This window comes from Bacterioplanoides sp. (assembly GCF_965219715.1).
In the GTDB taxonomy this organism is placed as follows: Bacteria; Pseudomonadota; Gammaproteobacteria; order Pseudomonadales; family Oceanobacteraceae; genus Bacterioplanoides.
On sequence record NZ_OZ244785.1, the window covers coordinates 4469704 to 4482233 of the forward strand.

The following is a 12530-nucleotide window of genomic DNA, read 5'->3' on the forward strand; positions in this document are numbered from 1 at the left end:
TTACTGCGGATTTTCCCGCTAAAAGTGTCAAAAGTGTTTCGCGCTTTCCGTAAATAAACGTTCAGTTATTGGCTAACTATTTGATATTATTGACGCCAATGTGAATTCGGAGCGAATCAGGATGCAACAATTCAGCGCACAGCAACGGATTGGTTTTATCGGCATGGGGCTGATGGGAGTGCCTATGAGCACCCGCCTGCATCAGGCAGGTTTTGATGTCGCCGTGTGGAACCGCAACCCGGAAAAGTGCCAGCCTCTGGCGGCAGCCGGTCTGACGGTTTGTGAATCGTTGCAGCAGCTGGTTAACCGCAGTGATATTCTGATGTTGTGTGTAACCGATACCGATGCCGTGAATGCCATTGTCTTTGGTGAATCCGGAATTGCTGAGTTCGCACGTGATGGACAACTGCTGATCGACTTCTCCAGTATTGATCCACAACAGACGCGTGACATGGCTGCGGCGTTATTGCAGCAAGCGGGTGTTCGTTGGATTGATGCGCCGGTTTCCGGCGGAGTTGCCGGAGCCGAGCAAGGTACGCTGGCAATCATGGCCGGTGGACGTGAACAGGACATTGACTCAGTTCGCAGCATACTGGAGCCTTTGAGTCAGCGGGTTACCCGAATGGGCGACGTGGGCTCAGGTCAGGTGACCAAAATCTGCAATCAAATGTTGGTAAGCTGTAACGTTCTGGTGATGGCTGAGGTTATGGCGCTGGCTGAAAAGTCAGGTGTGGATGCCGCTCAGATTCCGGATGCGTTAAAAGGTGGCTTTGCTGACTCGATCCCATTGCAACTGACCGGGCCACGCATGGCCAGCAGAGATTTTGAGCCGGTAAAATGGCACGTTAAAACATTATTAAAAGACCTGGATATGGCTAATCAATTGGCCAAAACCATGCAGAGTTCAGTTCCGATGGCTGGATTAGGCGCTGAACTAATGAGACTTCACGGCAGTCAGGGATATAACGAACAAGACCCCTGTACGCTGGTGGAGATGTATACGGAGAAAACCGATTGAAACTCACCGCCAATTTGTCGCTGATGTACACCGAGCGACCTTTTTTAAAGCGCTTTGAAGCTGCACGAAAAGATGGCTTTACTGCGGTTGAAATACAGTTCCCTTACGATACTCCGCTGGCAGATGTACAGCGGGCGTTAAACGACGCAGGCCAGCGTTGTGTATTAATCAATGTGCCTGCCGGTGACCTGATGCAAGGCGGGGAGGGCTTGGCGGCCGTACCCGGTAAGCAGGCCGAATACGCGGCGTCACTGGTGGAATGCCTGGCGTATGCCCGGGCGTTAAAAGTTTCCTGTGTGAATGTTCTGCCGGGTCGTTGTAACGACGAAAACCAGAAAGTGTTTTATCTCGATACGTTTAAAAAGAACCTGGTGAAAACGGCAGAAACACTGGCACCGTTTGGCATCACCACGACCTTTGAAGCGATAAATACCCGTGATATGCCAGGCTTTCTGATTTCTTCCAGCCAGCATATGTTCGATATTATTCAGGAGCTGGGCAAGCCGGATATCATCAAGGCACAGTTTGATGTTTACCATATGGCACTGATGGGTGAGGATGTGTGTGATGTGATCACCCGCAATGCCGACCATATTGGCCATATTCAGTTTGCGGATACCCCTGACCGTGGTGAGCCAGGAACCGGCAATCTGGATTTCCACGCCATATTCCAGGCCATTGAGACGTCTGGTTATAAAGGCTGGGTTGGGGCTGAATATAAGCCGACCCAGCTGACTTCAAAGACCTTAGGCTGGAAAAATGAACTCGCCAGTGCTGTGGCTCAGTGCTCTTGAGTACACTGGCGTAGCTGTAAAATCGTTAGAACAGATCAAACTGATCTGGCGTTGATTCTTTCCCGGCTTTTGCTCGTTTAGTTTTGGCTTGTCTGGCTTTTGGGGGCTCTGACTGTGGCACTGTTTCTTCAGTTGCTTGCTTCTGAGTTATTGACGTTTCGGCTGCGACGGCCTGGCCATCATTCTCTGTTGAGTCGCTGATATCAAATAAACTGGCTGTTACTGTTTCCGGTTGAGACTGAGGTTGAGGCTCTTCAGTGTTAGCCTCGGCTGACTTATCGGCTTCTTCCTGAATGCTTTCTGTAGCTGCACTGATATCCGCTGCCGCCAGTTTCTTATCTTCGGCGCTGTCTTCACTGATAAACATATCGAGCTGTGGGATGACAACATCTTGTTCTGGTGAGCCATATTTGGCTTGCCACTCTGCTTGTTGACGGGCGGCAATGGCTTTGGCACGACGGCGTCCACACAGATTGACGATCAGTTGTTTTTGAAATGGGGTGAACTCATTCCAGTGGAAGCGCTCTTCGCGTTTGCGCAAACATCCTTTGCAGTAACCTTTGTTGTTTACTTCGCAAATACCCCGGCACGGGTTTGCGATTTCAAACATTTCACCCTGATCAATCATGCCGTTGCAACTATCCGTAATACACAAACTTCAGATTAACAGTTTGCGTGGAAATAGCGAGTCACAATCAGGTGGATAAAATTGGTGTATTGATGCGTAAAAAGAGGAGATAAGATCGAGCTTGGGGGAGGGGAGAGCAAACCAGCAGCGGAAGCTGCTGGTTCGGAATAAGACTTATTCAGGCGTTACGTTTTCAGCCTGAGGGCCTTTTTGGCCAGTAGTCACTTCCATAGTCACTTTCTGGCCTTCAGCCAGAGAACGACGACCAGTGCCATTGATAGCGCTGAAGTGAACGAATACGTCTTTACCAGATTCTTGCTCGATGAAGCCGAAGCCTTTTTCATCGTTGAACCACTTAACGGTGCCTTGAACTAATTCTGCCATGTTTCTTTCCTAACGGTTATGCCATATATCTGGCTTGGGTGTTTCATTTGGCCGACCTTGCTGACAGAACTAAGCTGACGAACATTGAGTCTTGCCTACTATCGACCAGTATCTAGCATATCCTTCAAAATATGGAGCACTCGCCAATCATGCCCGGGATCATTCCCTAAGCAGAGCCATAGTAGCTCAGTTATACAGACCGACCAAGTGTCAATTGGTATTTATCGCTACTATTTTTCACATATTGCTTGCAATCGGTCGTATTCGGCCGGACTAAACGAATGTTTATGTCATTCCTATTACTTTTGAGCGCAAATTAGCGGAGAATCGCGCCAATCTGAACTTTGGGAGATTTTGCCGTGCTCGAAGCGATTCGCTGGCCAGAAAATAATGATGCACAACGACTGTTTCATGGTCGGGGTCATGCCTACCCCGGCTATGAACATGTGAATATCGATTGGTACGCTCCTCTGGTTTTAATCACTCTGTATCGTGATGTCAGTGATGAATGGTTAACGCAGCTGGCACAGCATATTGCACAACAGTTACCCCAGGCACAGCATATCGTTGCGCAGCAACGTCACGTCAGAAACGGCCCATTTATCTGGTTACAGGGCGACACGGTCGACAAGCTGGAGATTTCAGAACACCAGTTAAACTATTGGCTGACCCTGGGGAAGCAACAAAACACCGGTATTTTTCTTGATATGGCTAATGGCCGGCGCTGGCTGCAATCAGTTTGCCGGGACAAATCGGTACTGAATCTGTTTGCTTATACCTGTGCCTTTTCTGTTGCTGCCCACGCGGGTGGCGCAAAGAAAATCGTTAATGTGGATATGAGTAAGGCATCGTTATCCCAGGGGCGGGAAAATCACAGACTGAATGGTCAGGATTTAGAGCGAGTAATTTTTGAAGGGGTCGATATTTTTAAATCATTTGGCCGCCTGAAAAAACACGGGCCATATGATGTGATTGTTTGTGATCCGCCCACCTTTCAGAAAGGCAGTGTGAACATCGAACACGACTATCAGAAAATTATCCGCCGCATTCCACAACTGGCTAACCCGGGCGCCGAATTATTAATGTGCCTGAATGCTCCGGAACTTGATGAAGAATTTCTTAAAGCACAAATGGCAGAGCATTGTCCGGATTGCCAGTTCGTAAAACGTCTGGCTAATCCGGAGGTGTTTGTTGAGGCTCAGCAGGGTAAAGGGTTAAAAGCGTTGTTATATACCTACAAGCCTTAGTCCGGGTTGTAAGTATTTACTGCCGCTCTTTTCTGATTATGCATTTGTTTGATTTTTTGCTGCGTTCGCCATTTCCAGAATGCAGCCAATGCCGAACCACTGATGTTATGCCAGATGCTGAATAAAGCGCCTGGCAACGCCGCCACCGGGCCATAGAATTTTAATGCCAGTGCGACACCTAAGCCGGAGTTCTGCATACCAACTTCCAGTGCAATGGTGCGTGCTTCCACTTCTGTATGGCCATTCCAGCGGGCAATGCCATAACCACCTGCAAGCCCGAGCAGGTTATGCAATATCACCGCCGCTGCTGCACCAGCACCCAGTGTGGCAATTTCATCAGCATTTAATGCAACCACAATAGCAATGATGATCAGAATGGCGCTGCTGGCAATATCCGGCAGATATTTATTCAGGCTTTTTCCCAACTGGGGTAAATAGCGATTGGCAAGCAGCCCCAGTGCGATTGGCACAATCACAATTTTGGCGATGCTTAAAATCATCCCCTGAATATCGACGCTGATTTCTGCGCCGGAGTAGAACCACACCAGATACGGCGTTAATACCACACTCCATAATGTCGACATTAACGTCATACTGACCGACAGTGCGACGTCGCCGCCAGCAAGATAGGTCATAACATTAGACGCGGTTCCACCTGCGCAAGCGCCAACCAGAATCAGACCCACGGTCAGCTCCTGAGACAGACCAAAAGCCTGAGCCAGACCCCAGGCAATTAATGGCATTAATGCGAACTGCAACATAACGCCGGTTGCGATGGGTTTGGGTTTATTCAGAACCCGTTGGAAATCCTGCAATCTGAGCGTCAGGCCCATGCAGAACATAATCACCATCAGTAATGGCAGGATGGCACCTTTCCAGGCAATTAAAGGTTGTGGCTCGTGCCAGGCCAGCAGGCTGACGGCAATGGCAAGGAATGGAAAAAACCGATTAATAGAAAGCATGGCGGCACCGGGTTGATGTTCTGATGCATCGGGTTATATCGGTTTTTGATCAGGGGTTCCAGCCTGAACGTGCAATAAGTTCCTCGGGCGGTCGATGCTTCAAGGCCATTGTTCTGAGAGCATTGTTTACGACGTTTGATTGCTACTCCGCTTTTGTTGCCAGATTTCGTAACCATTCACACCAATGTGCAGCAACAAGGCTGACGCTGCCGCAACGGCCAGCGGAATAAAGCCACGCCAGTCGAGTAAAAAGAAGCCGCTGGAAAGTAACAGGAAGGTTGGATAAAACAACGTTCGTTTCAGTAGCAGGGGTAAATGTTTCATGGTTACGCTCCGTTAAAATTCAGTGAGATTGCAGCAATAAGTTAGCCGGGCTTTTTTCCAGGTTCTGGTTGCCGTTATCGGATTCGTCTTTCAGATTAACGCCCGACAACTGGCGTCGCTGAGCTTCCACAATCAGATACATCAGTTTGTGTGTCGCTTCTTCGTAGCTCAGACCTTCAAGCCGGATATTGGAAATGCAATTGCGGTGTGCATCGTTTTTGCCGCTTTGTGGTTGCCAGGTGAAATAACACCCTAAGGAGTCGGGAGAACTCAGCCCCGGTCGTTCACCAATTAACATGACTAACATACGTGCGTTTAACGCTTCTCCGATTGGATCACCAATAGCGACCCGTGCCTGTTCCGCCAGAACAACCGGGCCGGCTGTTAACGATGTGGCTGCCAGCGCCGAGGTAATGGCCGACAACATATGGCTGGCATGATGGCTGATGGCGGCAGACGACAGGCCGTCGGCAATCACAAAGGCGATATCAAACTCTGCCGGAGTTGCCTGTTGCAGTTGCTGCTGATCGTCTTTATGTAACAGTCGTCCGAGATCCGGACGTTGCAGATACGTTGCCCGGTCCGGTGCCTGGCTGCGCACTTTAAAAATTGATGATGGACTTGTGCCGGACTGCTGCAGTTGCTGTTGCAGTGCCGCAAAATCCAGTGGCAGATGCACCGCATCTCTGGCCTTTGCGTGAGCCAGCTGAAATTGCAGGTGAACATCCGTGGTCAGGCTGATGCCTGCTCGCCCTAAGCCAATACGGGCATCGGTATAACGGCGCAGACTTTGCCAGGGATTTTCGTGAATAAAATCATTTTTCATCAGGTTGCTCCTGGCTGTTTTTTATTATGGCGGCTGTCATTGGGTTAACACGTGCTTAAAAGCATCTGGCAGTTGTTGACCACCAAAAGCCAGGTGGTTTTGCTGGTCAAAAATACCAACTTTTTTCAGCCAGGCTTCAAATTCCGGCGCTGGTTTTAACCCCAGTAGTTCGCGGGCGTATAACGCATCGTGGAACGAGGTGGTTTGATAATTCAGCATAATGTCGTCGGAGCCGGGAATGCCCATAATAAAAGTCCCTCCTGCGGCAGCGAATTGAGTCAGCAACATATCCATATCGTCCTGATCCGCTTCGGCATGGTTGGTGTAACAAATATCGCAGCCCATCGGCAGGCCTAATAATTTGCCGCAGAAATGATCTTCTAACCCGGCGCGAATAATCTGTTTGCCGTTATATAAGTATTCCGGACCGATAAAGCCCACCACAGTGTTGACCAGTAACGGGTTAAACTTGCGGGCCACGGCATATGCTCTGGCTTCGCAGGTTTGCTGATCAACACCGTGATGAGCGTTGGCGGAGAGGGCACTTCCCTGGCCGGTTTCAAAATACATCAGGTTGTTGCCTACCGTACCGCGCTTCAGGCTCAGGCCAGCATCATAGGCTTCCTGCAGAATATTCAGGCTTACACCAAACGAATCATTAGCTCCCTGGGTGCCGGCAATTGATTGGAAAATCAGGTCGACCGGCGCACCGCGGTTAATAGCTTCAATATGGGTGGTGACATGGGTTAATACACAGCTTTGGGTCGGAATCTGATAATGCTGAATCACATCATCCAACATACTCATTAAAGTGGTGACGGCTTCAATATTGTCACTGGCGGGATTGATGCCAATCACCGCATCACCGTTGGCATATAACAAACCATCCAGTACCGAAGCGGCGACACCAGCGGGATCATCGGTTGGGTGATTGGGCTGTAATCGTGTGGACAGGTGGCCTTTTAATCCGATGGTGTTACGGAAACGGGTGACAACTTCACATTTATTGGCGACCAGAATTAAATCCTGAATGCGCATTATTTTACTGACAGCGGCGACCATTTCCGGTGTTAGTCCCGGCGCCAGCTGTTGCAGGCTGGTGGTTGTTGCCTGTTCGCTCAGCAGCCAGTTACGGAAGTCGCCGACCGTTAAGTGGCTTACTGGTTTAAATGCGTCTGCATCGTGTTCGTCGATAATCAGACGGGTCACTTCATCGTCTTCATAGGGAATCAGACATTCCTGCAGAAACGTTTTTAACGGCACCTGAGCCAGAGTTAATTGTGCGGCTACCCGCTCCTGTTCGTCTCGGGCGGCAACCCCTGCAAGGCAATCGCCGGAGCGCAATGGCGTGGCTTTGGCCATCAGGGTTTTCAGGTCATTAAAAACAAACTGCTGTTGTCCCAGGGAAATCTGATAACTCATGTGTTCTGTCTGTGTTTATGCTTTTGAATTAAGCCTAGCCTGTCATTCACTGACAGGCATTGGCTGAGTGAACCTTACTGACTGTCACTCTTTGTGCTGGTCGAAGCTTTCATTTTCGTGCTTGATAATAGCGCCCATAAAGCCACAAAAAATGGCAATAGCACCAATACACATCGCGCCAATCACGACCGGGTTATCGGCGAAGGTGAAATAGGCAGCAACGCCTTCCCAGCTGGTTAATGGTGATGAGTTCATACAATGCTCCTGGCCCACCCAAACAGTGGGCCGTTAAATTAAAAAAGAGTTGATTCCTGGCTGGAGTCAGCCTGCCGCCGGAGTCAGTTTTTCCGTCGCTGGAGTGGTTTGCGCAACGACATCCTGTGCCGGTACGGTTTCCGGATAAGGCACTGCCGGGATTTCTACCAGGTCGAGACCTTTAGCTTCCACTTCCGGTGGCACACGTAACATGTCGAGTTTTTTCAGTGCCAGAGAAATCAGGTAACCCGGGATAAAGCCTAAGGCCACCATAATGGCTGCACTGATTAACTGACCCAGGAAGTTAATTTCCGGTGCACCTTCGATTACGTTTGGATAACCCGAAGCGAAAATACCAACAAATACCACGCCCAATACGCCACACCAGCCATGTACGGCAACGGCGCCAACAGCATCGTCGATACCTTTGCTTTCCAGGAACTTGCCGAACAATGGCATGGTGGCGCCGCCAAATACCGCCAGCATAAAGGTCAGACCCGGGTAATACAGATCCAGACCCGCCGCAATGGTGATGATGCCTGCCAAACCACCGGACATAGTCATAAAGGGTTCACGGGAAGTCAGATAAGCGCCAATCACACCACCGGCAAAACCCATCAGAGTATTAAAAGCAAAAGCGGATAAATTGGTTGGGTTGTTATAAATTGTGGTCCAGCCGGTATCTCCGCCATTAAAGATGATGCAGCCACCGAGGAAGCCGAAGAAACCAACAATAATCATCATCAGACCAATTAAAGCCATTGGCATGTTATGCGGTACAATGGCCATGGCTTTGCCGTCGACGTATTTGCCGATACGTGGGCCTAAATTAATTAACACACCCAGTGAGAAGAAACCGGCAACGGCGTGTACAACACCGGAGGCGCCCACATCGTGATAACCCAATACGCCGGTTAACCAGCCATCCGGGTGCCAGCCCCAGGCCGCTGCTAAAATCCACAGTACCGAACCCACGGCAATGGTCAGAATTAAATACGCACTTAAACGAATACGTTCAATCACTGCGCCGGACATAATTGATCCGGTGGTTGCACCAAATAAAGCAAACGCGGCCCAGAAAATACCAGTGCCTAAATCTTTGGCATCAGGACCCATGCTGGTTGACCACGGCAGTGCAGAGGCCGCATCGGTAGGAATAAAACCGCCCGGAAAGGCGTTATAAATCCACCACCCAAAGAAATAGAAGGTTGGGATAATAACGGCCAGGGTGAGGATATTTTTCATGCCGGATGCCAGGGCATTTTTAACCCGTGAGGCACCAATTTCGTAGGCTAAAAAGCCCGCATGAATCATAAACATAATGGCAGTACACCACCAATAGAACACTTCGATGTTCATTTGCTGGTGCATTTCGAAAGCACTTTTCAGCGCTTCCAGCTCGGCAGGTGTCATAGACAAGTCTCCTGATTTGATTTTAAAAAACTGAAATAAAACCGCGGTTAGTTAGCCGTTTTGTTGCAGCAGTGATGCCAGATCAGGGACACAAAAAATTACATTTTATTTTGACTGCTTTGTCACCAGTGTTTGATCAACACTTGTCCGATTCGCTCATAATTTTTACACCTTTGACCTCTTTGTTATGATGTTTGTTGTTAATAAATATTCAGCCCTGACATTGTGGAACGACTCTTGTGAGTTCAGGTTGAATGGCTGTTCAATGACGGTGCGCTGTGGTGCTTAATGTGCGCCTTTGTTGTTCGTTATCTCAGAAAGCAGCGAACGGATTTATTCGCTGCACTAAAGGAAGCGTTATTATGAAGCTGGATTTAACCGAGTTATCAGCCACCCAGATTTATCATTTATTAGTTCAGACCGTATTGCCACGTCCGGTGGCCTGGATTCTTAGCGAACAAGCCAATGGCAAACTGAATCTGGCTCCGTTTTCTTTTTTTTGCTCCGGTTTGCTCCAATCCACCAACGCTGGTGGTTTCTATTGGGAATAAAACGGCAGAGCAACCAAAAGATACCTTCGCCAACCTGAAACGCAGTGGCCGTTGTGTGGTGCATATTGCTTCGTTAGCGCAACTGGAGGCGCTGAATCAGAGTGCGATGACGCTGGCGGATCATGAAAGCGAAGTCGAACACTTAGGGTTGGAGATCGAACCTTTTGCAGAGCAGGGGCTGGGACGTATAAAAGAAGCGCCGATCGCTTTTGCCTGCAAGCTTCAGCAAGTAGTTGAGCTTGGGGATGCGCCACAACATATTGTATTTCTGGAAATTGAGCAGGTTTATCTGGACGACACCATTGCCCAGGAGCTGGATGGGCGGTTAAAAGTATCTGCGCAAGGGCTGGATCCGGTAGCTCGTCTGGGAGGAACGGAATATGCGGCGTTGGGAGAGCTGATCAGCAAACCCAGGCCGCAGTAGCTGACCTGGGATTACGGTGTTATTGCTTTATGATTCCGGTTCGAAAACCAACCGTCCCTTTATTGTTCCGGTTCGAAAACCAACCGGAAGCTAACCGGTACTTTCACTGTCAGGCTTTTCAGGCCAGCCAGCTCTCGTAACTGATTGATGGCTGGCAGCATGCCGAAATCTTCACTATCAACCAGAATCGGTTGGATTGTGCTCACTTCCAGGCTGCCATCGGCCAGCTGGTAAACCGCCAGGCGTGCGGACTGCAGTTGGCTGACTCCCACCATATACAGTTGGGCTTTTACATTCAGATATTGCACCGATCCCGCCGGACGTGGTTTTAGTACACCCGCTCTTACAGCCATTTTGACTTTGGCTTCCGGGAACTCATCCACCCGGAACAAAATGGAGCGCATGCGTTTATCGCGCATGGTGATATTGGTTTCTACCGAAGCGGTCTGGATATTCAGTTCAGCCTCGCCGCTGTCTCTGATAACGCCGTTAAAGCGGGTGAAATAATGGTTGTCGGCGACATTGGCGTCTTTGGTGGCGACGAAGCTGATTTCTGAGCGGCTGTTGTTCAGAATCCAGTCAGCCACACTGAGCTGGCTGAGTAGGGTCAGGCAGAGCATGATCAATAGACGCATAAATTTTCTCCCATGAGTTTTATTGTTGACGGCGGTTTTATTGTGGTGATTCAGTCGATCGGGTTATTACAGACGCAATCCTGAAGGTTCGACAGCTGGATGAGCAGAAGTTCCACAGACATCATGATTTAAGATGAAATTGTGCCTGGGTACAAATTTCACCGGCATCAGGGAAATACATCTGTGCTTTTTTGGAACAGATTTGCGGTGATTATGACATTCAGTCGATGAAACCCCGCCGTTTCCGGCTCTTCGGTGTTATTTATCTCAACAGATACAGGTGTCTATGATCTGGCTCATACCACCACGCAGCGGGATAAGGTATGATCGCGGCATCTTTATCTGGATGTGATAACAACCGATCATGAACAATAACAATTCTCCCCAGCAACAACCGCAACAAGAGAAGGCCCCGCTGAACTGGGTGCCGGTCATTATGTTCACGGTAACAACGCTGGTATCCGTAACTCTGGTTCCCTGGTATGGCATCGTCTATGGCTACGAGACGTCCGCCTGGGTCGCTTGTGTCATCATTACCTGGATGACCGGTATGGCAATTACTGGTGGCTACCATCGTTTGTGGTCACACAATGCGTATCAGGCTCATTGGGCATTACGTCTGTGGTATGCCCTGTGGGGAGCAATGGCGTTTCAGAACAGCATTCTGTCGTGGAGCTCCGGTCACCGTGTTCACCATCGCTACTGTGATGACGTCGATCTGGACCCGTATTCCGCCAAGCGTGGTTTGTGGTTCTCCCACATGGGTTGGATGTTACGCAAATACAAAAGCGGCGAAGTCAATTTCGACAATGTTAAAAACCTGATGAAAGACCCGATTGTGGTCTGGCAGCACAAGTACTACGTCGCAATCGCCATGGGAATGAACATTGGTGTGCCTGTTTTACTGGGCCTGCTGACCGATGATCTGGTGGGCATGTTATTACTGGCGGGTTTTCTGCGTATTGTGATTGCTCACCACATTACTTTCTTTATTAACTCCATTGCTCATAAGTGGGGCTCGCAGCCATATACGGATGAGAACACCGCGCGTGATAACGCTTTCTTTGCTTTCCTGACGCACGGTGAGGGTTACCACAACTACCACCATATCTTCCAGACTGACTACCGTAACGGCATTCGCTGGTTCCACTGGGATCCAACCAAGTGGTTTATTAAAGCCTGCTCCTGGGTAGGACTGACCTGGGATTTAAAAGTTGTGCCTGACTTTAAGATCCGTCGTGCCATGGTAAAAATGCAATTTAAACGCGCTCAGGAAAAACTGGCAGTATCTAAAGCCAGTGACCCGGCGGTACTGGCACAATGGTCAGCGCAGCTGGAAAAAGAGTACGAAGAGTTTAAAGCCATGCTGAATGAATGGACCGATTTACAGGCTGGCAAATACGAACAGACCAAGCGTAATCTGGCCGTTAAATGGGAAAAAGCAGCGCTACGTACCCGTTATAAAGAACTGGAATACTCTCTGAAGATGCAGCATGAACGTCTGCGTCTGATGACGGCTCAGTTCGCTGGCTGATTGTTACACTGAATAATAAGAAACCGCCCGGGTAGTAATACCCCGGCGGTTTTTTTATGCTTGGTTTTATAAAATTGTGCGCTGATTCTCACTCATTGCATGCTGCATATCTC

Annotated in this window: 15 protein-coding genes; 6 read left to right on the plus strand and 9 right to left on the minus strand. The window is 49.2% G+C overall.

Translation table 11 applies throughout. The annotated features are described in order from the left end of the window. Positions 1-121: 121 nt before the first annotated feature. Both ACOQOZ_RS20650 and ACOQOZ_RS20655 read left to right on the plus strand, forming a co-directional pair. Positions 122-1018: an NAD(P)-dependent oxidoreductase gene (locus ACOQOZ_RS20650; protein ID WP_420590038.1), complete on the plus strand. Its 897-nt coding sequence runs from the start codon at positions 122-124 to the stop codon at positions 1016-1018. Then, positions 1015-1812: a hydroxypyruvate isomerase family protein gene (locus ACOQOZ_RS20655; RefSeq protein ID WP_420590039.1), complete on the plus strand. Its 798-nt coding sequence runs from the start codon at positions 1015-1017 to the stop codon at positions 1810-1812. Before ACOQOZ_RS20650 ends, ACOQOZ_RS20655 begins: the two co-directional genes overlap by 4 nt. A gap of 25 nt (positions 1813-1837) precedes the next feature. Here the strand turns inward: ACOQOZ_RS20655 and ACOQOZ_RS20660 are convergent, their stop codons facing one another. Then, positions 1838-2422, minus strand: a complete 585-nt coding sequence (locus tag ACOQOZ_RS20660; protein ID WP_420590040.1) for a DUF1289 domain-containing protein — start codon at positions 2420-2422, stop codon at positions 1838-1840. Between the two features lie 192 nt (positions 2423-2614). Further along, entirely contained in the window at positions 2615-2824 is a 210-nt protein-coding gene (locus tag ACOQOZ_RS20665) for a cold-shock protein (RefSeq protein WP_068657569.1), read from the minus strand. 359 nt (positions 2825-3183) lie between these two features. Between ACOQOZ_RS20665 and ACOQOZ_RS20670 the strand changes: the two genes are divergently transcribed. Beyond that, positions 3184-4071: a class I SAM-dependent methyltransferase gene (locus ACOQOZ_RS20670; RefSeq protein WP_420590041.1), complete on the plus strand. Its 888-nt coding sequence runs from the start codon at positions 3184-3186 to the stop codon at positions 4069-4071. On the opposite strand, the gene ACOQOZ_RS20675 is transcribed toward ACOQOZ_RS20670, so the two are convergent. From ACOQOZ_RS20675 to ACOQOZ_RS20700, 6 genes are all read right to left on the minus strand, one after another. Beyond that, positions 4068-5033, minus strand: a complete 966-nt coding sequence (locus ACOQOZ_RS20675) for a bile acid:sodium symporter family protein (protein WP_420590042.1) — start codon at positions 5031-5033, stop codon at positions 4068-4070. The two genes, ACOQOZ_RS20670 and ACOQOZ_RS20675, sit on opposite strands and share 4 nt — an antisense overlap. Before the next feature lie 126 nt (positions 5034-5159). Then, the gene (locus tag ACOQOZ_RS20680) at positions 5160-5357 is read right to left on the minus strand and encodes a hypothetical protein (protein ID WP_420590043.1); all 198 of its coding nucleotides are present in this window, start codon (positions 5355-5357) and stop codon (positions 5160-5162) included. A 19-nt stretch (positions 5358-5376) separates the two neighbouring features. Continuing rightward, the gene (gene eutC / locus ACOQOZ_RS20685) at positions 5377-6183 is read right to left on the minus strand and encodes an ethanolamine ammonia-lyase subunit EutC (protein WP_420590044.1); all 807 of its coding nucleotides are present in this window, start codon (positions 6181-6183) and stop codon (positions 5377-5379) included. Positions 6184-6219: 36 nt separating this feature from the next. Then, positions 6220-7605 (minus strand): ethanolamine ammonia-lyase subunit EutB, encoded by a 1386-nt coding sequence (locus ACOQOZ_RS20690; RefSeq protein ID WP_420590045.1) that lies wholly within the window; start codon positions 7603-7605, stop codon positions 6220-6222. A gap of 84 nt (positions 7606-7689) precedes the next feature. Beyond that, a complete protein-coding gene (locus tag ACOQOZ_RS20695) occupies positions 7690-7860 on the minus strand; it encodes a hypothetical protein (protein ID WP_420590046.1) in 171 nt (56 codons plus the stop codon). 66 nt (positions 7861-7926) lie between these two features. Continuing rightward, positions 7927-9273: an ammonium transporter gene (locus ACOQOZ_RS20700; RefSeq protein WP_420590047.1), complete on the minus strand. Its 1347-nt coding sequence runs from the start codon at positions 9271-9273 to the stop codon at positions 7927-7929. Positions 9274-9635: 362 nt separating this feature from the next. Between ACOQOZ_RS20700 and ACOQOZ_RS20705 the strand changes: the two genes are divergently transcribed. Together ACOQOZ_RS20705 and ACOQOZ_RS20710 are read left to right on the plus strand one after the other, a co-directional pair. Then, positions 9636-9824, plus strand: a complete 189-nt coding sequence (locus ACOQOZ_RS20705) for a hypothetical protein (RefSeq protein ID WP_420590048.1) — start codon at positions 9636-9638, stop codon at positions 9822-9824. After that, positions 9805-10248, plus strand: coding sequence for a flavin reductase family protein (locus ACOQOZ_RS20710; RefSeq protein WP_420590049.1), 444 nt, complete (start codon positions 9805-9807; stop codon positions 10246-10248). Before ACOQOZ_RS20705 ends, ACOQOZ_RS20710 begins: the two co-directional genes overlap by 20 nt. Before the next feature lie 59 nt (positions 10249-10307). Here the strand turns inward: ACOQOZ_RS20710 and ACOQOZ_RS20715 are convergent, their stop codons facing one another. Then, the gene (locus ACOQOZ_RS20715; protein ID WP_420590050.1) at positions 10308-10883 is read right to left on the minus strand and encodes a YceI family protein; all 576 of its coding nucleotides are present in this window, start codon (positions 10881-10883) and stop codon (positions 10308-10310) included. Positions 10884-11247: 364 nt separating this feature from the next. On the opposite strand from ACOQOZ_RS20715, the gene ACOQOZ_RS20720 reads away from it, so the two are divergent. Next, entirely contained in the window at positions 11248-12417 is a 1170-nt protein-coding gene (locus ACOQOZ_RS20720; RefSeq protein ID WP_420590051.1) for an acyl-CoA desaturase, read from the plus strand. The last annotated feature ends 113 nt before the right edge of the window (positions 12418-12530 follow it).